Raw genomic sequence first — 23,085 nt, 5'->3', positions numbered from 1 at the left:
TCTTTCGACCTAGGGTAAGCCTACACTTTGCTTGAATGAGGTATACCTTTAATTAAATACACCGGTTGAAAGATATCGATCGCCGCGATCACAAATAATCACAACAATAGTGGCATTACTCACTTGCTCAGAAAGTGTCAGCGCTGCACTGACAGCCCCACCAGATGAAACACCACTGAACACACCTTCCTCTTTTGCTAATCGACGCATCACAACTTCTGCATCTTGTTGTGCAATATCCATAACCCGATCAACACGCTTCTCATCAAAAATAGTCGGGAGGTATTCTTTAGGCCAACGGCGAATACCAGGAATACTGCTGCCTTCAGATGGTTGCAAACCTACTATTTCCACCTCTGGATTCTGTTCTTTCAAATACTTTGAGATCCCCATAATGGTACCAGTGGTTCCCATGGAGCTGACAAAATGAGTCACGGCACCTTGGGTCTGTTGCCAAATCTCAGGACCTGTAGACTCGTAATGGGCGTTCGGGTTGTCTTGGTTACCAAACTGGTTCAATACAATACCTTTACCTTGCGCTTGCATTTCTAGTGCTAAGTCTCGAGCTCTTTCCATGCCTTCTTCTTTGGTAACAAGGTGCAAAATTGCCCCATAAGCTGACATCGCAGATTTACGCTCTTGACTCATGTTATCTGGCATTATCAAATGCATCTCATAGCCTTTAATCGCAGCAGCCATGGCTAACGCAATACCGGTATTGCCGCTGGTTGCTTCAATAAGACTGTCGCCTGGTTTGATATCACCACGCAATTCAGCCTTGGTAATCATGTTTAGAGCTGGACGATCTTTTACTGAGCCTGCGGGGTTTTGCCCCTCCAGTTTAAGCAAAATTGTATTACTTGGGTTAGGATTAATACGCTGCAACTTCACCAGCGGCGTATTACCTATAATAGATTCAATAGTTTGATATTCGATCATAAAACTCAGACACTTAAGATACTTTATATATTAATGGTTTACGCTTTTTTACTAGAAGGTATTAGAATGCATATCAAATACAGATTAAAATAAAAACTTGTTATAAATTTAGGCCAATTTAGTTGCACTAGGAGTAACAGACCATGCACAAACCTCTTGTATTTAGCGCATTTTTCGCAGCGATTACACTTAGCGGCTGCGATATTTTCGGCGGACCTGCGGCCGACATTCCTGATTCAGAATTACGCCAAAAGTGGCGCGAATGCAAATCCATTAGCAACCCATCACGAACAAAAGTATTGGCATGTGAAAATTATGTTCGTGAATGTGATCGCCGTAAGAGCAAAGGTAACATAGCTTGCTATTAAACTTCTTGTAGATAAACAAGAAAATAGGAAGTGCACCCAATCGATAACCTACCTTTGCAACAAAAGCTATGGAAAGCTATTTATCTTCCAGTACTAGCAATCCTCGCTAGTACTGCCTTGATCATTTATTTAAGTGAGGTTTTTGATCGCAAGAAACAATTCGAATACCTCAACCGCTATCAAACTGAGCAAGTTGCAGATTCCAGCGAGTACGCACTCTTGTTTAATGACAAAAACTTAATTACTAACAATATCCATGGATTGCTTGCTCAAGAAGACATTATTGGCGTCACTTACCTCAACAATCAACGCCAAATCCTTGATGAAGTAGGTCAGACTACATCCCTTCAAGCAGACCTGCCAACACATATCACGAGTCGTTATGTTAACAATGACACTCGCTACGTATCGATTGCTCCCATTTTTTATCTAAACACATCTCAGGAGAGCATGGGTGATCTACCATTTAATCAAACTAATCCCACGTTAATAGCAGACGCTATCGGGCTAACAAAAAGCCCACAAAAAGAATTATTAGGATGGATTCAAGTAACCGCCAGTACACAACAACTCTACTTAGAAAGAATCACTTTTGGACTGTCTATTTTTGGCTACTTTATATTATCTGCAATCGCAAGTGCTTTTTTATGTTGGAAGTATGTCATTAGCTTATCAACTCCTTGGCTACGCATCACACGCACTATAACAGATATTACCAGTGGCGATTACGAGGCAAGCAACAATTTGTCTTTGCCGAAACACCTACAAAAAACCCAAGAAGAACTAAAATATATTTCTGGTCGCCTCAAACATTACCGCTCCGATCTAGATACTGAAATTGAGCAAATAACCAAAGAGACTCGTGAAAATTCGATCCTATTAGAAGAAAAAAGTGCTCAGCTCCACATAGCCAACAAGGAAGCAATGGAATCTAATCGCTTAAAAACGCAGTTTTTAGCCAATATTTCTCATGAAATTCGAACGCCATTAAACGCCATTCTTGGTTACACAAATCTATTGCAAAAAGACCGTCTCGAAGCGCAGCAGAAAAACTACGTTGAGACTATTGCTCAATCCACCAACGACCTACTCACAACCATTGGTAATATTTTAGATTTTTCCAAAATCGAAGCGGGAAAAACCGTTGTTTTAGACAGTGAAGACTTTAGCCTTAGAGAGAGTATCGACGATGTTCTTCATTCACTCGCTTCAACGCCATCCACTGAAGTCAAAGACATCGATTTAGTACCTAGCTTTGATCCTAATCTACCGGACTGGGTAAAAGGCGATAAAACCCGCTTACGCCAGATACTCAACAACCTCATTGGTAACGCTATTAAGTTCACTCAGAAAGGCTCAATTCAGGTCCTTGTTGATGGCAAGCAAATAAGTAACGAAGACCTCGACATATCAATCGAAGTGATCGACACCGGCTGCGGAATCCCCAGTGAGAAAATCAATCAATTATTCAAACCTTTTTCGCAAGTAGACTCCAGCCACACTCGAAGCTATGCAGGCACTGGCCTTGGCTTAGTGATCACCAAAAAGCTAATTGAGCAGATGAATGGTGAAATTGGTGTAATCAGTGAACCAGGGCGAGGATCTAATTTTTACTTTAGCATTCGCTTAAAAGCGTCAAAAAAGACAACGGAACCGCTAACATCACTGGAGCACAACCTACTTATTTTAGAACCGAGCAATAACTATCGAACCTACTTAAGCTCATGCCTTGATGCGTTTTCATCAAGCTATATTTTTACCAGCTCGACGGAGCAGTTCATAAACTCTTTGCATGATTCTGACAAGCCTTACACGGCAACATTAATCTGCGCTGGTAGCGATCAAGAAACAGCAGAAGAAATTCATGAATTGGTACAGTATTTAAATCATCGCTTTCAACTGCCAAGTCTCATTTTAGCCAAACCCACAAGCTACATCACACTTCACGCCCAACACTATCAACATTTAAGCGCTATCGTGCAGAAGCCATTGTCTGCCTCTAAATTACATTACGCGTTGGCGCATTTAAGTACTCAAAATGGTCCTTCTGAAACAATTGAAGCAAACGCTAAAGAAATAGAGCCACCAGTCTATGAGCGTCTAAATGGATTACACGTTTTAGCGGTCGATGACACCCAAATCAACTTACAACTACTGGGTCATTGGCTTGACCCTCATGGTATAAAACTCAGCCTTGCTCACTCTGGACAACAGGCTCTGACCATGGCCCAAACTCAATCGTTTGATTTAATATTGATGGACATACAAATGCCGGAAATGGATGGTATGGAGACCACAAAGCGACTGCGCCAAATAGACGAATATAAAGACACTCCAATTATTGCATTAACAGCACACGCCTTGGCTCAAGAACAACAGTCTATTCTAGCAAGCGGCATGAATGCTTACCTCACCAAGCCAATCAACGAAGAAACATTGCTCAATACATTACAAGATTGGTGCTATAGCGATAAAAACTTAAGTGCTCAAGTAGAAGAGGAATTATCCGAAGTATTTGACTTACATAAAGCGCTTTCAATGACGGGCAATAGAGCGCAAGCCGCTAAAGACTTATTTGAAATGCTCATGCAATCACTTATCGAAGATAAACGCCTCCTTAGCCATCACTTTGAACAGCGAGATTTAGATAAACTCATCGCCACCGTCCACAGAATCCACGGTGCGAGTAAATATTCAGGCACCATCGAGCTTACTAAGCACGCAAATTTCCTAGAAACCCACCTAAAGGAACTTGGGTTCGATGAAGCAGAAGATGTATATAACGACTTCATCCATGCGTTAGAACGACTTCAACACGCACAAAGTCTTATTCCTTGGTCTCTAGCGTCACAAAAGCAAGAGCATACTGCTTCTCATCCGATAAGCTAAGATGCCAAATAGCATGCTGACCTACCAACTGACTAATGCTATCGGCAACTTCTAATATAGGCTTTCCTGAGTCTAAATTCGATACCGTAAAATGCTGAAAGCTCACACCTGCTCCAATCCCAGTACCCAATGCCTTAACTGCAGCTTCCTTCGCGGCAAAACGTTTAGCTACAAAAGAAATTGCACGATGACCTGACAATCTAAAATATTGATCTTGCTCAGGTTTCGTTAGGATACGATTCAAGAATCGATCTCCCAAGCGCTCAATAGACTCCGCAATCCGACTGATTTCAATAATGTCTGTCCCGATACCAATAATCATCTATATGCCTAAACCGTCACTCAAATTACAATACATTAAATAGAGAACCTAAAAAGTGGTACATGCCACAATCGCTCCCCTTCATAGGGCTTTGAGGGCAACAAAGAACGCGACTTTAACACGCGTGCACCCAGTGCATGATCTAACCATGCTCGGTGCAACTCTTTGGCCAACGCCAGCACCTGCCTATTGTCCCATCGACCTTCCGCGTAGGCTAACGCTGCTGCACCATCCAAATATACAATAGGCTTCACTTTAGGCTGCTCACCGTAATAGGGGCGAAGGCCAAATCGATGATGCAACTGATAGAGTTGCTGTGATTCCAGCGGCTCACCGCGACTGGTCGCTCTCATATTGACGTGAATACCTAACTCTTCAAACACGCCTATTTCAAAACGTCGCAACAAAGGTGCTATTGGCGCTTCGCCTTGTAAATGAGTAATTAGCCACTGGTACAAGATAAACAAAGGCTCTAGGGGAAGCCCCACAGGCAACAGACGCTCAATCAACTCATGCACGTAAAAAGCACTGTACAGTGCATTACCTTGCAATAATACCGGGGATTCGAGTGCCTCAGCAGAGCGCACACTCTTAAGCTCAGAGCGACCAGACAACTCAAACTCCATCAACAAAAAAGACCCGGGGGATACCCGAGCCTCTTTTGCTTTTTTACGCCATACACTACGAATCAAGCCTGCCTCTTTTGTAAGAATATCCAAGAGCACTTTGTCATCTTGAAATGGGCGAGTGTGTATAATGTATCCTTGGACGCGCACAGCTTAATCGTCTTGATAACCTAAACTAGCCAACGCTCGCTCATCATCAGACCAACCTGACCGCACTTTCACCCACAAGTTAAGCATAACCTTCTGTTGAAATAGGTTTTCCATATCAATGCGAGCTTCTTTACCAATTAACTTAATCTTAGAGCCTTTATCACCAATGATAATGCGCTTTTGCCCATCACGTTCAACTAAGATCAAAGCAGAGATATGAATGGTAGCCCCTTCAAATACAAATTCTTCGATTTGCACAGCGACTTCGTAAGGTACTTCTTGACCCAATTGACGTGTAATTTTTTCACGCACAATTTCAGAAGCAAGAAAACGAGAGCTACGGTTGGTAATCTGATCTTCTGGGTAATACTGTTCACCTTCCGGAATATAGCTTTCAACCAGTGACTCCAAACGATCCAGATTTTTATTACGCAGCGCCGAAATTGGAATAATCTGAGAGAAGGTCATTTTTTCAGACAATGCTGCAAGCTTTGGTAAAAGCTCTTCCTTATCGTCCAATTGATCAACTTTGTTAACCACCAATACAACCGGACAGTCCGCATAGCGAACCTTTGCTAGCACATTATCGTCTTCTTCCGTCCAGCGCTCAGCGTCGATCACAAACAACACAACATCCACATCTTTTAGTGCGGAGCTTGCTGTGCGGTTCATATAACGGTTAATCGCTTTATCTTGGCCTTTATGCAGCCCTGGCGTATCCACATATACTGTTTGGATGTGCCCTTTGGTCTGCACTCCCAAAATTTGATCTCGAGTGGTTTGCGGTTTACGCGACGTAATCGACAGTTTTTGACCGAGGATGTGGTTCATTAGGGTTGATTTACCTACATTCGGACGACCAACGATCGCCACAAACCCACAGTGCGTAATCTCTTGATACTCTTCTTCGTGATCCATTTAGTTCTTTTCCAGCTCTTTAAGCGCTTTGGCAGCAGCATTTTGCTCTGCAATTCGACGACTTCCACCCTTGCCTTCAACAGGCGTATCGAACAACTCAATTTGGCAGTGGACAAAGAACATTTGATCATGAGGCTCACCTACAATTTTCACTACTTCATAAAGAGGCAATGAATGCTTACGCGCTTGTAAGTACTCTTGTAAACGTGTCTTAGCGTCTTTCGTAACCACTTTTAATGAGGTTGCGTCTAAGCGCTCTTTGTACCACTCCAAAATGTGCTGACGGCAGACATCCATTCCAGCATCTAAATAGATAGCACCAATAATGCCCTCTACCGCATCGGCTAGAATTGAGTCGCGACGGAAGCCACCACTTTTTAATTCACCAGCTCCCAATTTTAGGAAATCACCCAATTGAAATTCGCGAGCTAATTCAGCTAACGTATCACCTTTCACCAACGATGCTCGAAGGCGGCTTAATTCACCTTCTTTCGCTTTTGGGAAGCGATGAAATAACTCTTCCGCGATAACATAATTTAAGATTGAATCGCCTAAAAACTCCAACCGTTCATTATTTCTACCACCGAAGCTTCGGTGCGTTAACGCCAGTTCAAGTAGCCCTAGGTCAGCAAAGAAGTAGCCTATTCGCCGACACAATTTTTCATAAATAGAGCTCAAAATTTCTCCAAAAGTATTATTCAATTAAACCATTATTCTTAAAGCTTGGAAGACTAAAAAACTCATTCCAATGCAGCCATACATAAAATGCACGACCCTTCATATTCTCTTCTGGCACAAAGCCCCAAACGCGACTATCAGCACTGTTATCACGGTTATCACCCATCACAAAATAGTGGCCTTCCGGCACTACCCAGTCACCCTCTAGCGGGTTACGACGATAACTTTTATAAATTTGATGGCTAACACCCTCTAAGTCTTCTTTATAAACCGCGACTGGCTCACGACTAGGATTAAGAGAAACAGGCAATTCAGCCAACAACTCTTCATCCATCAGCTTGCCATTAATCATCAAGCGCTTATTGTGGTAACTGATGACATCACCAGGTAAACCGATCATACGCTTAATATAGTTCAGACTTGGGTTCTCTGGATACTTAAAGACCACCACATCACCACGCTCAGGTTCTGTGGTAGGGATAATCGTTTTATTCAACACTGGTAAGCGAAGTCCATAATCCATTTTATTCACTAGAATAAAATCACCGATTTCTAGCGTTGGTAACATCGAACCTGATGGAATCTGAAAGGGCTCAGCAACAAACGAACGTAAACCAAAGATCACTGCGACAATCACAAAATAGGATTTTACTTCCAACAACCACTTGGGTGTATCAGCCAAGTTTAGTTGGATATTCTTATCTAATGCTGCCACTGCTTCAGGTGCCATTTGAGACAAAATGAATTTACGTCTTGGAGCATAAACAATACGATCATAAAGCCACGCGGCAAACGTTATTAAAAACGCAATCGCCAAGATCAGTTCGAAATCAAAATCCATACATCTTCTCCAAGTAAAAGAGCCGCACATATGGGCGGCCCTTTATCATTCCCGTCTTAGCTATCTACTTTTAACACGGCTAAGAACGCACTTTGTGGCACTTCAACATTACCCACTTGCTTCATACGCTTCTTACCTTCTTTTTGCTTCTGCAGTAGCTTTTTCTTACGACTCACATCACCACCATAACACTTAGCGGTTACGTTTTTACGTAATGCTTTGACCGTAGTACGTGCAATAACTTTTGCTCCGACGGCTCCTTGAATCGCAACATCAAACATTTGACGAGGGATCAAATCCTTCATTTTCTCACACAACGCTCGACCTTTGGTTTGAACATTGTCACGGTGCATGATGATCGCCAAGGCATCCACACGCTCACCGTTGATCATGACATCCAAACGCACCAACGGCGCAGCTTCAAAATGATGGAAAGAATAATCCAATGATGCAAAACCACGACTGCAAGATTTTAAACGGTCAAAAAAATCTAACACCACTTCGTTCATCGGTAAGTGATAACGCAACTGTACTTGGCTACCCACATACAGCATATCTTTTTGAACACCACGTTTTTCAACACACAGTGAAATGACATTTCCAAGGTACTCCTGCGGCACTAGAATATTAGCTTCCACCACGGGTTCACGCATCTCACGGATAGTACTTGGGTCAGGCATTTTCGAGGGACTATCTACATTGATTATTTCATCACTGTTTAGTTCCACCTCATACACAACAGTCGGTGCAGTGGTAATCAAATCAAGATTATATTCACGCTCTAAGCGCTCTTGAATGATTTCCATATGCAACATTCCTAAGAAGCCACAACGAAAGCCAAAGCCTAAGGCATCAGATGTTTCAGGCTCGAAGAATAACGAAGCATCGTTCAAGGTTAGTTTATCCAGTGCCTCACGGAAGTCTTCGTAGTCATCAGAGCTGACTGGGAAGAGACCTGCATAAACCTGAGGCTTAACTTTTTGGAAACCTTCTAGCTGAGGAACATCAGGTGTCGCAATGTGAGTGATCGTGTCACCTACAGGTGCACCATGAATATCTTTAATACCCGCGATCACATAGCCCACTTCACCAGCACGCAGTACACCCGTCTCTTTACGTTTAGGGGTAAAAATACCAACGTTATCAACTGGATGTGACTGTTTTGTCGACTTAATGAAGATTTTATCTTTTTTCGCAAGTGTTCCCTGCTTAATTCGCACCAAGGATACAACACCTAGATAATTATCAAACCACGAGTCAATAATAAGTGCTTGTAGAGGTGCATCGGTGTCACCTTCTGGAGGTGGAATTGTAGCGACAAGCCGCTCAAGAACATCTTCTACGCCCATGCCGGTCTTTGCCGAACAGGTAACAGCGTCGGTCGCATCAATACCAATAATCTCTTCAATCTCTTCTGCCACCCGAATAGGCTCAGCTTGAGGTAAATCGATTTTATTTAGAACAGGCATAACTTCCAAGCCTTGTTCAATAGCAGTGTAGCAGTTTGCCACCGACTGGGCCTCTACACCTTGTGCCGCATCAACGACCAACAGTGCACCCTCGCAGGCTGCTAGAGAACGAGACACTTCATACGAAAAGTCCACGTGCCCAGGTGTATCGATGAAATTTAGTTGATAAGTCTCACCGTCTTTTGCATGGTAATCTAGCGTGACACTTTGAGCTTTGATTGTGATCCCACGCTCACGCTCGATGTCCATCGAATCTAACACTTGGTTAGACATTTCACGTGCAGTTAAGCCTTCACAGTTTTGAATAAAACGGTCTGCTAACGTAGACTTACCGTGATCGATGTGGGCAATGATACTGAAATTGCGTATGTGCTTGAGATTATTGGACATTTTGCCCCTCAATAGTTCCGTTGTGCGATTTTATGTACTCATATATGTACTAAAGCTCGCGGGGTGCAACGGGTAACAATGAATATAAACGAAATAATTGCGCGGGATTATACTAGGACTGGGCGCGAGTTGATAGCGCAAAGCATGAAAGCAATTGCGCAGTTTGTTTGCTCGACTAAACTACTATCAGAACCATCAACCGAATAAACAAAAAAAACGCCCCGATCAGGGGCGTTTTTTTATTTTCGATCACCCTCGATCGATAACACCATTCCGCCACCTGCCAGCGTCCAGCGCAGGGCTTTTGCTCGCCATCCGCCGTCTTCTGCAGCACCAAAACCAATTAGATTGATTTTGCTTTCTGCCACCAATGCCATGCTTTCTGGCGTGGCGGGCAGTATCAGCGACATGGTGCCGCTGTCGGATTGTGCTTTGTTCATGCGCGATTCTGCGGCCGCGATGGCCTCTTCGCGCGTTGGAAATGGAAATACAATCTTAAAGGTCGGCTCGCCCTGGCCGACTGTGACGGTTTCAGGCTTGCCGGTTGCTTTATCTGTGTATTCTGCGGTGACGCTTTTGATCTTTGTTCGACTGGCCGATCGGAACTGGTAACTGGTACCAAGATCCGGTGTCAGTGTGATGCTTTTCAGCTCGCGACCGCTTGCCGACTTACCCTCGCCCTCTTTGATAAACATCAGATAGCCGCCTGCTGGTTTAGCCACCGCACCAAATCGTTTTGCTAGTCGAGTCAGCACAGCCATATCGGACTCTGCTACTTGATCCAAGTGCTCAATCTGGATGCTTGCCAGCTCATCCGACACGCGAGCCTCTAAGCCATTATCGCCTGCCATTTCATTCACGAGTTGGCCAACTGAGACGTTGTCCCAACTCCGTGTTTTTTGTGACTGCAGAGTGCCCGTCTGCTTGCGATCATCCATTGGTGATGCGCTGGCAATGATTGTGATTTGTCTCGGCGGTCCAGCCACGGTGACTTCATCGACCACAAACTGACCTTTATCCACTAGCTGATCACCAAAACCCAAGCCGAGCCGAAGTACGGCACCAGCTTGAGGCGTTGGCAACCGATCAGACGCAAGGGTGATTTTTAGCTGATCCGCTGTATCACCCGCATTGTCCGTATACGTCAGGCTCGATAGATACGGGGCCATACGAGACGTGATATCGGTACCGCTTTCTGTCAGCGAAAATCGCGGCGACCACGCTTTATCTAATCCCATAAACTGGCCTCTGGCTCTTTCTTCGGTAGCTCAATTTCTGGCAGTGTAATCTCAACACCTGCCGCGAACTTTGCCCCTAAATTACTGAGACCGGGGTTCGCATTTAGCACCTGCAGAAACACGGCTTCCGTACCGTAGTGTCTCCTGCAGATAGCGTCCAGCACATCACCGTCTCTTGTTCTATAAACTGTCGCCATAGAAAGCAAACTCCGCACTAAATTCCTGTCGACGTGGTGCACCGCCCTTAACGAAGCGCGATCCGCTCTCTTTGAGCGACTTCAGCACCCAATAGCCCATCACGTCACCCAAACCGCTCGTCATCAGCTTTGGCTCCATTTCGTTGCCAACGTCAGCAATGTTTTGGATCTGATTAATCCCCACACCCAAAAACGCTGCAGCCACGGTACCTGAGATCGATATCGTGTCCGCCTCCTTGCCGGTGCACTGGAGCGCATCGGATTGACCGATACGCCCCTGCGATTGCCAATTCCATTGCCACGACTTAGTCATCTCATTGTAAGCCGCACGGCTTATCTCAAAGCGTAAGTCGCCCCACTTCATTAGAACACTGGCCATCAGCCAACCTCCGGTAAATCATAAAGCGCTGAGTTACGCGTGCCGCGCAATTCATCATGCACTGCACGAGCAACTTCTTGCGGCGATTGACCAGGCGCTGCATGGATCTCGATATTGCCAACGGTTTGATTGACCGTGGTGCCACGAGAGCCCATCTCAGCTTTAGCAATCACATCTGCGCCGCGAGAAGCTGGAACATCGAGCTCTGAACGAGCCTGATTTACTCGGCCTCGATTCCTCTCTCTACGCTCCTCGAGACGAGCATCCAAATCACGCTGTCGCCACGAGTCAACATTTGGTCGAACGACGTTAGATTTTACTGGCTGAACGACTCTTTGCTCAGGCGCTTTCTCCTCATCGTCACTCTCCCAAAACTTGAGCTTTCCAACCCAACCCTTAACTGTGTCGATCGTGCCTTTAATCGACTCAATTCGGCTGCTTATGATATTACCGATACCATCAAACAATCCGCTAAAAAAGCTTGTGATTGGCTCCCAGTTGTTCACAATCATGCCAAGGGGCGTCCAGCTGAATGCCGTTTTGATGCCGTCCCACACGCTAGTGAATAGCTCACCAACCCACGGCAGATTTCCCCCAAACCACGCCGTGATTTTGCCCCAGTTTTGGTAAAGCAGAATCCCGCCCGTCACCAGCGCACCAACAGCCGCTGCAACAAGCCCGATAGGGTTAGCGGCCATAACAACATTGAGCCCCGCCATGCCAACTTTGGCCGCACCGAGCATCTTGATCATGCTTAGGCCAGTGCTCACAACACCAGCAATACCGACAACTAACTTGCCCGCGAGCATGCCAGCCACCACCGCGCCTACCGTTTCCCATCCGCCAAACGTCTGCACGACTGAGTTAACGGTTTTTCCTAGCTCCCAAACCACATTGACCGCATCGCCTGCAGTGGTGATCAACCCCTTGATAGTGACCACGATTTCGTCTTTATGCTCACGCACGAAGCCTGCGATCGAATCCCCTAGATCATCGATCTCGCCCGCGAGCTCACCACCAACGATGCCGCTGATTTCTTGCCAACTGGACGTAACGACGGTCTTTAGGTTTTTAAACGCATATCCGTACTTTTGCGCACCGGCACCGCCTTCATTAGTTAGCTGATTGAGGTCACGCTGACGCTCTAGCAACTCATCAATCGATTTACCCGTGTTACGGATATACATCGATATTTTATTGCCTTCACCGCCGAACAGCATGTCGGCCAATGATGCCGCTTGCTGCTTATCGCCTACCTGCTGCAGTCTGTTCATAATGAACTCAAACTGATCAGCGGTTTCCATACCGTCCATCATTGCCTGGTCGATACCCAGAGCACCGAACACATCCGCTACAGACGACTGCTCACCCAGCGCTTTAAACTCACCGAATTTATTGCTGAGCTCTTCGACCATGTCGCCGACAGTGTCCATTTCTAGACCCGCCTGCTTAGCCACACCGCCCCAAGCAGCAAACTGCTCGACGTTCATGTCGTATGCTTGAGCCAACCCGACCATTTCAGCCGTGTTTTCATTTGTCATGGTCATCAAGCCACCCAGCGTGGCAACCAAACCACCAACGGCAGCACTAGCATAAGCCGCACCGGCACCGATCGTGCGGAACGTACTGCCAAGCTTGCCCGCTTTGGATAAACCATCGGCGTTTCTCTTGGCGTCTTTTAACTCACCACTGACATCATTCAAGCGGCCTGACAGCTCGCCAGCGTCCTGAATGTTGTCACGGATTCCTTTGGCCTCTTTTGCGTACTGCTTCTGGGCTTTTTCGTTCGACTTGATCTCAGTCGTGATGCGGTCACGCTTCTTGCGTTCATCATCAAGCGTGGCATTTAGCTGCTCACGCTCAGCTGTCAGTCGCTGCACTTCTGTGGGATCGTCTGTGCTTTCAAGCGCTTTATCTAATCGACGAATAGCACTGGTTTGACCATTAATCGTGCGAGTAAGGTTTTGACGCTCAGAGCCTAGCCGCTGAACGTTTTGCAGGCTCTCGGCTTGCATCTGATCGAGCTTGTCTGCATCCGCAGCCGCTTTAGTGGACTTCTCGATCGAGCGAGTAAGATTGTTTTGCTCACGCTCTAGGTCTTTGACTGTGCGTGTCGCTTGCCCCATCGTTTTCTCAAACGTAGAGCCAATTTTTTGAAATGAGCTATCGACTGTGCCGCCCAGCTGGACGACTGTTTTTAGGTTTTGTCCAACCATCACGCGCCCTCTTTCTTAGGTAGGCACTCTAAGAACTCGATAAAAACCGAAACTGGAAGATCCAACATTTCACAGATCGACCAGCCAGTGTGACTGGCCAGTGCGATCATTCCCCGCTGGAGGTCTCGCTCTCTGATTTCGATTTCTTGCGAAAACCCACAACCACCTCGGTTAGAGCGTCAAAGTCGCTCATATCCAAGTTATAAAGGTCATCTTCATCAAGACCAGTCAGATGCGTAATCATGCAGATTTCTTTATCTGTAGTGGTTTCTTTTTTGTCAGCGATCATATTGTCGCGCAATGTTGGGCGACGGACTGTTAACGTGTTCGTTTCATTACCATTGACCATGATCGGAAACTCAAGCTTCAGCTCAACGGTTTTATTCGGGTAAGACATAACAACTCCAAGAAATAAAAAAGGGCCACATCAGCGACCCAAAAACAGGAAATACAACAGAAAGGAAAGTGGGACTATTACAGCCCCATTGCCGCCTTAATGCCAGCCAGCTGATCCGTCCCATCAAGCTTACGGATGCCGTTGACCGGTTCGATCTCGATCAGCGTCTGACCGTCATACTCGACCTTGTAATAGTCGAGCTTCATCGTGTGTGCCTGCGCTCGATCACGCTGAGAACCAGTACCCTGCTCGCCACGGTCGATACTGGTGATCATGCCGCCCAGCGTTTCTACCAACTCTTTCACTTCACCTTGGCGATTGTCGTAAGTGGTACGCGCACTCACTCGCAGCGAACCTCCAGAGCGAAAACCAAACAGTACCAACGTGGTTGGATCAATACCCGCAATTGAAAACGACGCCTCAAGCGGATCCATACCATCATCGATCGGCACGGGCATATCCATATCACCCGACTCAAAGTCCGTTGTTCGAACATTGATAACCGGCGGCGTGTAGCTAGTCGCATTACCGGCCTTGCCAATACCATCCACCCAGATCGCCCAGCGGCGTAACATGTTATCTGCAGCCATTATGCGAATACCTCTTCTAAGTAACCCTGCTCAAGCCGAGAGCGGAAAATAATGTGCTCGGCAATGCCTGGAGGACAAAAATCGAAATCAAAGTAAACAACGCCCTTTGCCAGCGTTGCGGAAGAATTAATGGAGATGTCAGCCCAACAGCGTCCGCCGATCAATGCCCCTAGAGCGATCAGCTCTCGCATATAGGCATTAACGCCCTCAACCACATCATAGACGTAAGTCTTACCAACACTTGCATCGACTGCCCACAAATGGGCGCGCTGTACTGAATCATTCAGTATGTCAGCTGTTCGACGAACATACTCAAACGCCCACTTTGGGTCAGTGGAACAAGTGCGGTTGCCCCAGTATTTGTAGCCGCCTTCATTGATCACGGTGCTGACTTTGTTTTCATTCAGCATATTTGCGGTGGTGTTTGGATCGTCCAGCGCCCAGTCGACTGGCTGATACGTACCGACAATGCCAAAAATCTCTTGGTTAGATTTGGACCACCAAAAACCTTTATCAGCATCGATACGAGCACGCAGACCAGCAGCACGACCAGACAGCGGGCGAGCCACGTTTTTAGCCAGGTCGGTATCAAACACCTTGACCCAAGGCCAAGAGATTTCAACACGGCGGCCGTAGTTACGCGCGCGCTTCATTGCGTCTGTATAAGTGGCTGTCATTTCGCAGTCTAAGTATGCGATCGCACGCAAACGTTCTGCTTTCGCAGACATTTCCGCAGCTACGCCATCAAATTGAGAGAACTCTGGGGCGATCAAAATACGAGGCTGATAGCCTGTCTCCGTCTTAGCCGCTAGCCAGCCGTCCATACCCAAAATCACGTTGGCTTGAGTTTCCGCTGAGTCAGCTCCCTCATCCACGCGCACCACGATCACCAACGCACCTGTTTGATCAAAGATATCGTCAAATGCTTTGGCTAACGTGCCAGAGGAGCCGAGCTGATCGACCACACTTTGATCACCAGCCACAGCCACCGGCACACCTAATGGGAACGGCTCATCTGCACCGCCTGCAAGGAACGTCTGAGACAGCGGCACCACTTCACCTGTGCCGTCACCCAGCACAGTCGCGGCCACCAGAGTGATGGTATCCAATGCTAAATCCACATCGTTCGCCGTAGAGCGAATTGCGCCCTCGGCATCTGTGCCGAGCGTTACCGTGATCTTAGAGCCATCCTCTACAGCAGAGATCGCCACATTAGGCGCACCAGGATCAACCAACTCAATACTGCAGGCATTACCTTCCATGCCTGCAGTCACAGCCGTGATCACCAAGCCATCATTTAAAATGGCTGAACCGATCGTTACCGTTGCCGCTGTTGCACCGGCGGCATTTGGAGCCGTACCAACCAGACCAATCACGGCCGATCGCACGGTTTGAATGGAGCGCGAGCCATTATCGACCTCGATAACCTCCACGCCATGTAAAAATGTTGTTCCCGCCATTTAGTCACCTTTAGATACTAAAAAGCCCCGCAGATGCGAGGCTTAGGCACAAAAAAAACCGCTTCGCGGCCATGATCAGTTAATTAAAAAGTCTTGCGGGCCGAGTCGATCGACCGCCTTTACATACAATGGCCGAAGCGGCCATTTATCCCGTTTTAGAATGTCGTCAAATATCTGCACGACAGACTGCTTCGAAATAAAAATTTGATACCGAAACTGACAGAACACGTCATGCACTAAACTCGCAAAATACGTCCACGGTTTACCCAGACGCAAAATGCCGTTTGGCACTCCAATCGAAAACAGCCCTGCAACGTGGTAGCGTGGCGTACAACCGTCCCAAGCGTAGCGGCAAGCGATCGTCATTTGTCCCTTGCTGATCGTCACCCACTCGTTTTCAAAATCAACACCTTTAAGCAATGGATGCTCAAAAGTATAGGGCTGGTCAAGACAGTAAAGCCAAGCTTTTTTAATCACTGCAATTCACCCGACAAAATTTGAGTCTTACGATCTGCAACACTGACACCCGCCAGAATGCCGCCTTCCAAACCTTCGAGATACGTTAGACAATACTCAACGCCTTGTTGAGTAGAGTTAAGCGCAAGATCGACCGTTTCCGCACCGTCCAAAATATCAAAAAAGTCATCAATTATCGGATCATCCACGCGCGATTGCTTTAATTTCACACGCTCTTTCGATGTCCACAGCAACATAAATGCCGTGACGCTAACCGTGGGGGCTTTTGACTCAACCACTACAGGAGCAACTTCAATCGGAGCACTCCATTCGCCATCACTCAACACCCAGCCACGTTTTACATCATCAGGTACAGGCTGAAACTCAGACGCTATTTGCGGGTGATACTTAGCATCAGGATCGGCGGACACATCGACCGCCACATTGTTAATAATTCGCGCATAGTTAGACATAATTACCACTCCACAATTACCAAACCATCGCCGCCTTTGGCCTCGGACCCTCCAGCACCGCCACCGGGAAACCCTCCAGAACCGGCACCGTAATTAGACCCGCCGCCGCCACCTCCATTAATCCCTGCACAACTAACCCCACTGGTTCCACCACCAACACCACCACCGCCGGTACCAATATAATCAATATAATCAATCAGGCCCGCTGTTGCTGCATCGTTCATCGTCGCCCCAGAGCCACTAAAACCAGTGCCGCCATTGCCATATGACGCACTATACTGGCCACCGCCACCGCCAGAGGCAGCACTCTCTCCAGATTGATAACCACCGCCATCACCGCCATCGCCGCCATCGCCCATCAGACTAGCAACGCCACCGCCACCGCCAAAATATGAGCTGCTATAGTTACCACCACGCCCACCAGTCGTGTTAATATCTCCGCCAACACCAACACCGCCGTTGCCGCCAGCTGTACCCGTCGGACCCTGACCTCCAGTAGCAGAAAAATAGGCACCGAAGGACGAAGAACTGCCGGACATGCCACCATCTTTACCACCCTCACCTACTGTTACCTCTATTATTTCACCCGGCGTTACAGAGCATGTTTTTATCGAAAAACCACCCCCACCACCAGACCCCATACCAGATCCAGATCCCGCTCCTGCGCCCCATTGCCGCACTCTTAAAGAATAGATATTCTCGGGCACAACAAACGTCATAGTTTTAGCAATAATCATCATTTGACCATTGCCAAACCCCACAGATAATGGACTAACTGATCCCAATGAATCTAAAGAGCCATTCAATAAACGTCCCATTTAGACCCCCTGCTCAAAACCATTTACACGCACTGAACAATTGGCCGTGCTAGATCGCACAAATACCTGCTCACCCGCACTACACACCAACCCCGTTCGCTCAAAAACCCCACCAGCTACCGGTATCGTGGCGTCATACTCAATGTAATCAGCAGCGGCGGGCGACACTGCATCCGTGATCGCCACACGAAATTTCGCACTGTCCGTTCCACGATTGACGATCAAAACACTCAATGTGGTAACCGTGTTGGCTGGCACGGTATAAATCTCCGTGTCTGTGTCCGCGACCAATGCCGCTTTACCTAATAATCCGCTCATTACGCATTACCCATATAAAAATTAAGCGCCCAATTTGATCGCTTATTTTGTTCAACACTTGCTTTTACACCAGTGGGCGTAACAGACAATGAATTACTTTGACCTGCAACAGCTTCTTCGGTGGTTGCCAGTCGAGCAAAGCCCAGATCGGTTTCTGTCGCTTGCGGGTGATCTCGCCCTTGCGCGTGCGCCGAGAGTGAGTCACTGACAAACTTTTCTGTCACTTGGTTTTGCGGATCGATCACAATTGAGACATTGGCATCTGCACCGACGTTGATCCACATCGTGACCTCAATTTCGCGCGCATCGGGATCAGTAACGGCGGGCTTTTCGGTTTCAGGAAATGACCCGATTGCGATCAAGTCGCCATCGTTATCAAATACACCTATTTCACGGATCGTATAGCCGCCCGAATCGAGCGGGATCACTACCGTCACACCAATCCAATTTTCGTTTGATTCGTGTGTTGCTATACCCCCACTTGGGATCACAAAGCGGGCCTCTTCATTGACCAATGCAGTCATGGCCGACGTGTTTTCATCAAACACAACAACACCAGAACCGACAGCAACTTCGTACAATTCCAGCGGATCGGACGCAACCGATCCAGCTAGCTTGGTTTGCCCAATCAGCGTTACTTTTGTTGACATAGTTACTCCACTGGATAGATTTGAATTTTGTCACGCACGGACAGCATAGCGGTCATAAAGACCCCAGCGCTTTGCTCATGCGTTAATCGAAAATGTGTTAAATGCGAGCGGGCGTTTTTAGACGCTGCCACAACTCGCTTAACTTCCGTCAACTTGCTCTCAGATATCCCGCTTTCAGGTATTACGACATCTGCTCGAAATGTAAACGGCACAGCAGACTCTTGCTGCCACCACTCAACTAAATTTATGTCGATACTGACACTGGCAATGGCTCGCCTAACAGCACCCACAGCCCCCTTCACTTTGTGAACTGATGGACTGCTTTGAATGACTGATCGCTTAGTCTCAACTGACCAATCACTAGACCATTCATCAACGGATAACGCCCAAGCGAGCCACGGCAAGGTGTTTTCGGGTGCGTTTTCCGCACTCCAAAGCGTGTCAATTGGAATAGGGATTTGATCAGAGCGCGACAAGACCTTCTCAACGGCCAGCTCCAGATCCGTGGCGTTAGGTGGTAATAATGAGTCACTCATTAGCATCACCATCAGCGATATTAATCGCCGTACAATAAGCCGCCTGACGTTTTGTGCATTCGATCGGAGCGACGGGAGACCTTAAATCCACTCGCTTAACACCTGTTCGATGCAAGGATGCATAAATAGCCGATATCTCGATGCTTTTTCCGTTTTGATGCTGCTCCGACACATAGCTTTGTACCGCCGATATCGCCTCCGCCAAAACTACTGTTTTATCTGGGCCGTCATAAAAATATAAGTCTGCATCAATTTGATACTCCAAAATCTCTACAGACCTCACAACTGGAATATCGGTAACAGGTCTCACATCCTCATGCTCAAGATGACTATCAACCACATTAACCAAATCGGTTGATGCAACACCATTACCATCCCGAGAAAGCAGATTAACCGCTACATTCCCAGGCTGCGGATCAACTAACCCAACATCATCCAGCACCTTCAAAACGATAACATCAGGAGCCAACTGAGCTTGTAGCTCTGCGCTTAAATCAGCATACCCGAACTTTGGAGCCTCAATAGAAACCCCTTTTACAAAGCTAGAAGCGGATAATGCATGAAAAATATACGCCCCCTCTGGCCCAGCAGTACTAAACCCCTCAAGTGCAAGCTGGCCACGAAATCTCAATTGCTCATCGGTCTCGCCATCCAGACGCTCCACACCAAATCTAGCAACCTCATGATCGAGGGTAGTTCCAGATGCATAAGCCAGCATCGTTTGCTTAGCTGCTTCATTGACTCGCTGGCGAATAATCAGCTCTCGATATGCGCTGATCTCAAGCAGCTTGACGATTGGCTCTGATGGCATATCCCATTCACGAGTGCCAAGCTCAACCGCCAGTGCAGTTTTCATTTCTTCTAAAATCGTGTCGTAAGAAAGTACCTCAACGACACTTGGGGCAGATAGTTGACTGAGATCGATGGATGTAAATTCGCTCATCGTATTTCTATCCCCTCAAGCGCGATCGGCTGGCCATCGACCAGCTGAACGCCATAAATTGTGACCGTGATGTGGCCGACTTGGACCGCATTCACTTCGACTTTTTTCACTTTGATGCGCGGCTCCCACTTCGCCAGCGCATCCGCCGTGGCACCGATAATGTCTGCGATCGTTCCAGCATTGGTGGGCGCATCGATCAACTCAAACAAGCGTGAGCCGTATTCGCGCTGCATTACCCGCGAGCCAATCGGCGTAGTCAAAATGTCACGCACACTTTGTCGCAGGTGAGCCAGACCACTAAGGCTGGCACCTGTGATTGCATTCATTCCGGACATATTGACCTACTATGTGACTTTGTAAGCGCCTGCTGAGCTGCCGCCAGTGACTGGCACCTCAGCGTTTTGAGTGATGTGAGTGACGATGCCCTCAGCGAAGGCCAGCCACCATTGATGTCCTGCGGATTTTTCCGCCACGGGATCAAACCCGCGCGCGGCCATTGCTGATTCAATATCTTGCGCTAGTTTCTCTGGATCTAGTGCCATGCTATTTCCCCGCTGTCACTGTTGATGAGCAGTCACCGTGCGGTTTACCTGTCACCATGCAAATATGAGCACCGGTGACCACGCCTGTGCCACCATTTAGCTTGATTTGGGAGCCATCGGCTGTGATCGTGCTGCCAGCCGTGATCTTGATCGTTTGATCTGCATTGACCGTGGCCTTTTTGCACTGCACGCTGATCTTATCGTCTGCTTCAAGATGCACTGAGCCAACAACATCAACTGTCAATTTGTGCGCCTCACGATCGTATGTGACTGTTGTACCGTCTTCATAACGAGTGACGTGTGTTGTTGCTTTGTTATCCGGCAATGACATTTCGATACTGGGGAACGATGGCAACACCACGCCTGCGGACATTTCGCCCGACTCGGATAATATCAGCACAGGCTCACCGACTTTGATCGGCTCCCAAGTGGCCGCATGACCAACGCGGCCCGCGACCCATGGCAACCAACCACTTATCACGTCTTTTTTGTATTCGACTTTTACAAGCGGCGGATTGGACTCAAAATCCACGCTGTGGATCGTGCCACGGCGGATCATGTTGGCTAAACGCCGCTGCAGATCTCTAACGATAAAATCTATCTCGCTCATGTCAGCTCCACATATTCGCCAGGATCCTCATCAGTTCGACAAACTGTTTCGCGTAAAAAAATACCCGTCGGCTGGAAATCTGGTACCGCATCAAACTGATCGACACCTATGTCGATTTCTTGTTTAAAATCCACCGACCAAACTACGTACTGCTCAAGGTCTGGATCAAACGCAAACGGCTGAGCAGAGATAAAACGCGCAGGCTCAGCATCCAACCCAAAGTTCTGATCATCAATAAAAAGCGAGGCTCCCATTGCACGGTTACGCACATCATTTTGAGAGACTGTGCCGTCTTGGCCAAAGACTATTAGCAACTGGCAGTTAAGATCGACGGTTAACTCACCCGTCATGCGCTGCTCTTCCGCGCGCTCCCAATCCAACACCCCAAAGAACGCGCAAGGCGCCTGAATACTGCCAAACTCATCTGGGTACTCTTCGATCGAATGAAGAGTGCCATTGAATTTCTCAGTCAAATGAGAGATCACGGCTTGAGCGTGTTCATTTAAATTAATACCCACTGCTAACCACCCCTTTCCAATCTAGCCTTCTTGTCTGCCGCTTTCTCACGGCCAGTCCACCAGTCAACCTTCATAAGCCCAGTCTTAACTCGTCCCTTTAAGTCGATTTCAAAGTGGTGCATAAACACATCAGGAAGCATGCTCAACACCTCATCGCTGAGCTTTTTAGATATGCTGTCCGGTATTGGTATTCTCGCAGCGCGAATGCCTTTTGAGTCGCGCTCATAAAGGTACTTTTTACCTTCTCGCTCAAAAATAAACCCTCGATCATAACGATGCTTTCCAAGCTTGCTTGATGAAAATGAAGCGCCTGCATTGCGCTTGGCAATCATTCGCCCCTTCACCCACTGAACGGAAATATCGTTAAGACCAGTCCAAAGCTTTAGATCTCCAACCTGCCCTTTTTTAGCTCGTCTCAATCTAAAGGACTGAATTCGACGCTGTAAGCGCTTTGCAGATTTAGCCCCAAGCTCATCTGAAAGAAGCTTTCTAGAATGCTTCATCATTGTTGTTTGCGTTCTAGAAAGCGCCCTATTGAACGCTGCCAGCATTTGGGTTTCCGTGGCTTCAAGAACAGAAGAGATCGCGGCGACCTCTTCTAAATCAATATTGAACGTCAGGGAGTCTTTGCTGCTCATTTGCTTTACCCAAAATAAACTTGGTCATTCCGGTACCGTCACGATGTGGCGGTGCAACGACTTTCCAACGCTTGCCAATGACAATCAGCTCTGATTTGTAATCAATGCCTTCTGCATCTTCATCGCGGATAAACACATAACCTTGCGACGCGACAACATGACCGCCGGACTTGAGAGAACCGCCGATCGCTGGGTCTTCAAAGATCCCCATCACGATGGCATTGCCAGGCAATATCGTGACTTCATCGGCAAATTCAGCCATAAGAGCGGCGTCCATAGACGCCACCTCTTCTCGCCAACTCATTTAGAGTCGCCTTTTCCACCATCATCAGTGGCATCAGCAGCTTTGGCGGCAGTAGCCGGCTCAAGCTTGCCTTGCGATACCAGCGCACGCGCTTCAGCTTTGGTTAAGCGTTCGCCAATGCTGATTTGGCTTTTCTCTTTCACCAGCTTGCCCCCCGCACGAAAGGCTTTAAGCACTTTAAATTTGATCACTTCGGACATGGTTTGTTTCTC

The 23,085-nt window shown here is 47.4% G+C and carries 30 protein-coding genes; 2 read left to right on the top strand and 28 right to left on the bottom strand.

The genetic code is table 11. The annotated features are described in order from the left end of the window. Positions 1-48: 48 nt before the first annotated feature. Positions 49-939, bottom strand: coding sequence for a cysteine synthase CysM (gene cysM / locus AYW75_RS04975; protein WP_067096250.1), 891 nt, complete (start codon positions 937-939; stop codon positions 49-51). A gap of 143 nt (positions 940-1,082) precedes the next feature. On the opposite strand from cysM, the gene AYW75_RS04970 reads away from it, so the two are divergent. Beyond that, on the top strand, positions 1,083-1,307 hold the full coding sequence (locus tag AYW75_RS04970; protein WP_067096247.1) for a hypothetical protein: 225 nt from the start codon (positions 1,083-1,085) through the stop codon (positions 1,305-1,307). A gap of 30 nt (positions 1,308-1,337) precedes the next feature. Next, positions 1,338-4,196 carry an ATP-binding protein gene (locus AYW75_RS04965; RefSeq protein WP_067096243.1) on the top strand — a complete coding sequence of 953 codons (2,859 nt, stop codon included), beginning with the start codon at positions 1,338-1,340 and terminating at the stop codon, positions 4,194-4,196. On the opposite strand, the gene acpS is transcribed toward AYW75_RS04965, so the two are convergent. The 27 genes from acpS to AYW75_RS04830 all read right to left on the bottom strand — a co-directional run bounded on the left by acpS (position 4,135) and on the right by AYW75_RS04830 (position 23,073). Further along, positions 4,135-4,518, bottom strand: a complete 384-nt coding sequence (acpS, locus tag AYW75_RS04960; RefSeq protein WP_067096241.1) for a holo-ACP synthase — start codon at positions 4,516-4,518, stop codon at positions 4,135-4,137. The genes AYW75_RS04965 and acpS overlap by 62 nt on opposite strands. 35 nt (positions 4,519-4,553) lie before the next feature. Next, positions 4,554-5,294: a DNA repair protein RecO gene (gene recO / locus AYW75_RS04955; RefSeq protein ID WP_067096238.1), complete on the bottom strand. Its 741-nt coding sequence runs from the start codon at positions 5,292-5,294 to the stop codon at positions 4,554-4,556. A 3-nt stretch (positions 5,295-5,297) separates the two neighbouring features. Then, positions 5,298-6,212, bottom strand: coding sequence for a GTPase Era (gene era, locus AYW75_RS04950; protein WP_067096235.1), 915 nt, complete (start codon positions 6,210-6,212; stop codon positions 5,298-5,300). Then, positions 6,213-6,890, bottom strand: a complete 678-nt coding sequence (rnc, locus tag AYW75_RS04945) for a ribonuclease III (protein WP_067031613.1) — start codon at positions 6,888-6,890, stop codon at positions 6,213-6,215. It lies immediately after the preceding gene. Between the two features lie 16 nt (positions 6,891-6,906). Next, positions 6,907-7,731 carry a signal peptidase I gene (lepB, locus tag AYW75_RS04940; protein WP_067096232.1) on the bottom strand — a complete coding sequence of 275 codons (825 nt, stop codon included), beginning with the start codon at positions 7,729-7,731 and terminating at the stop codon, positions 6,907-6,909. A gap of 56 nt (positions 7,732-7,787) precedes the next feature. Continuing rightward, the gene (lepA, locus tag AYW75_RS04935) at positions 7,788-9,590 is read right to left on the bottom strand and encodes a translation elongation factor 4 (protein WP_067096230.1); all 1,803 of its coding nucleotides are present in this window, start codon (positions 9,588-9,590) and stop codon (positions 7,788-7,790) included. A gap of 239 nt (positions 9,591-9,829) precedes the next feature. Then, complete coding sequence (locus AYW75_RS04930; RefSeq protein ID WP_067096226.1) at positions 9,830-10,828, bottom strand: contractile injection system protein, VgrG/Pvc8 family; 999 nt, start codon at positions 10,826-10,828, stop codon at positions 9,830-9,832. Beyond that, on the bottom strand, positions 10,819-11,025 hold the full coding sequence (locus AYW75_RS04925; protein ID WP_067096223.1) for a tail protein X: 207 nt from the start codon (positions 11,023-11,025) through the stop codon (positions 10,819-10,821). Before AYW75_RS04925 ends, AYW75_RS04930 begins: the two co-directional genes overlap by 10 nt. Then, positions 11,009-11,404 (bottom strand): phage tail protein, encoded by a 396-nt coding sequence (locus AYW75_RS04920; protein ID WP_067096220.1) that lies wholly within the window; start codon positions 11,402-11,404, stop codon positions 11,009-11,011. Before AYW75_RS04920 ends, AYW75_RS04925 begins: the two co-directional genes overlap by 17 nt. Then, positions 11,404-13,623: a phage tail tape measure protein gene (locus AYW75_RS04915; RefSeq protein WP_156490809.1), complete on the bottom strand. Its 2,220-nt coding sequence runs from the start codon at positions 13,621-13,623 to the stop codon at positions 11,404-11,406. Before AYW75_RS04915 ends, AYW75_RS04920 begins: the two co-directional genes overlap by 1 nt. Before the next feature lie 103 nt (positions 13,624-13,726). Next, on the bottom strand, positions 13,727-14,017 hold the full coding sequence (locus AYW75_RS04910) for a phage tail assembly protein (protein WP_067096215.1): 291 nt from the start codon (positions 14,015-14,017) through the stop codon (positions 13,727-13,729). Positions 14,018-14,094: 77 nt separating this feature from the next. Continuing rightward, complete coding sequence (locus AYW75_RS04905) at positions 14,095-14,607, bottom strand: phage major tail tube protein (protein WP_067096212.1); 513 nt, start codon at positions 14,605-14,607, stop codon at positions 14,095-14,097. After that, positions 14,607-16,067 (bottom strand): phage tail sheath subtilisin-like domain-containing protein, encoded by a 1,461-nt coding sequence (locus AYW75_RS04900; protein WP_067096210.1) that lies wholly within the window; start codon positions 16,065-16,067, stop codon positions 14,607-14,609. Before AYW75_RS04900 ends, AYW75_RS04905 begins: the two co-directional genes overlap by 1 nt. A 75-nt stretch (positions 16,068-16,142) precedes the next feature. Continuing rightward, positions 16,143-16,544, bottom strand: coding sequence for a hypothetical protein (locus AYW75_RS04895; RefSeq protein WP_197478900.1), 402 nt, complete (start codon positions 16,542-16,544; stop codon positions 16,143-16,145). Next, complete coding sequence (locus AYW75_RS04890; RefSeq protein WP_067096208.1) at positions 16,541-16,996, bottom strand: hypothetical protein; 456 nt, start codon at positions 16,994-16,996, stop codon at positions 16,541-16,543. Before AYW75_RS04890 ends, AYW75_RS04895 begins: the two co-directional genes overlap by 4 nt. Before the next feature lie 2 nt (positions 16,997-16,998). Next, complete coding sequence (locus tag AYW75_RS18975; protein WP_067096205.1) at positions 16,999-17,814, bottom strand: hypothetical protein; 816 nt, start codon at positions 17,812-17,814, stop codon at positions 16,999-17,001. Then, complete coding sequence (locus tag AYW75_RS04880) at positions 17,815-18,132, bottom strand: hypothetical protein (protein WP_067096202.1); 318 nt, start codon at positions 18,130-18,132, stop codon at positions 17,815-17,817. Continuing rightward, a complete protein-coding gene (locus AYW75_RS04875; RefSeq protein ID WP_067096199.1) occupies positions 18,132-18,782 on the bottom strand; it encodes a phage tail protein in 651 nt (216 codons plus the stop codon). The genes AYW75_RS04880 and AYW75_RS04875 overlap by 1 nt, the downstream gene beginning before the upstream one ends. Before the next feature lie 2 nt (positions 18,783-18,784). Further along, positions 18,785-19,318: a phage tail protein I gene (locus AYW75_RS04870; RefSeq protein WP_067096195.1), complete on the bottom strand. Its 534-nt coding sequence runs from the start codon at positions 19,316-19,318 to the stop codon at positions 18,785-18,787. Further along, positions 19,311-20,261, bottom strand: a complete 951-nt coding sequence (locus AYW75_RS04865; RefSeq protein WP_067096191.1) for a baseplate assembly protein — start codon at positions 20,259-20,261, stop codon at positions 19,311-19,313. Before AYW75_RS04865 ends, AYW75_RS04870 begins: the two co-directional genes overlap by 8 nt. After that, positions 20,258-20,596, bottom strand: a complete 339-nt coding sequence (locus AYW75_RS04860; protein ID WP_067096188.1) for a GPW/gp25 family protein — start codon at positions 20,594-20,596, stop codon at positions 20,258-20,260. Before AYW75_RS04860 ends, AYW75_RS04865 begins: the two co-directional genes overlap by 4 nt. Positions 20,597-20,605: 9 nt before the next feature. Beyond that, positions 20,606-20,803, bottom strand: coding sequence for a hypothetical protein (locus AYW75_RS04855; protein ID WP_067096185.1), 198 nt, complete (start codon positions 20,801-20,803; stop codon positions 20,606-20,608). Position 20,804: 1 nt separating this feature from the next. Then, on the bottom strand, positions 20,805-21,413 hold the full coding sequence (locus tag AYW75_RS04850) for a phage baseplate assembly protein V (RefSeq protein WP_067096182.1): 609 nt from the start codon (positions 21,411-21,413) through the stop codon (positions 20,805-20,807). Further along, positions 21,410-21,931 carry a hypothetical protein gene (locus tag AYW75_RS04845; RefSeq protein WP_067096179.1) on the bottom strand — a complete coding sequence of 174 codons (522 nt, stop codon included), beginning with the start codon at positions 21,929-21,931 and terminating at the stop codon, positions 21,410-21,412. The genes AYW75_RS04850 and AYW75_RS04845 overlap by 4 nt, the downstream gene beginning before the upstream one ends. A 2-nt stretch (positions 21,932-21,933) precedes the next feature. Next, positions 21,934-22,569, bottom strand: a complete 636-nt coding sequence (locus tag AYW75_RS04840) for a hypothetical protein (RefSeq protein ID WP_067096174.1) — start codon at positions 22,567-22,569, stop codon at positions 21,934-21,936. Beyond that, positions 22,535-22,873, bottom strand: coding sequence for a head-tail joining protein (locus tag AYW75_RS04835; protein ID WP_067096171.1), 339 nt, complete (start codon positions 22,871-22,873; stop codon positions 22,535-22,537). The genes AYW75_RS04840 and AYW75_RS04835 overlap by 35 nt, the downstream gene beginning before the upstream one ends. After that, positions 22,870-23,073: a hypothetical protein gene (locus AYW75_RS04830; RefSeq protein ID WP_067096168.1), complete on the bottom strand. Its 204-nt coding sequence runs from the start codon at positions 23,071-23,073 to the stop codon at positions 22,870-22,872. The genes AYW75_RS04835 and AYW75_RS04830 overlap by 4 nt, the downstream gene beginning before the upstream one ends. Positions 23,074-23,085: the final 12 nt, after the last annotated feature.

It is taken from the genome of Marinomonas atlantica (assembly GCF_001639725.1).
Classification (GTDB): Bacteria; Pseudomonadota; Gammaproteobacteria; order Pseudomonadales; family Marinomonadaceae; genus Marinomonas; species Marinomonas atlantica.
Note: the sequence above shows the minus strand (reverse complement) of the source record. Positions and strands in the feature narration are given on the sequence as shown.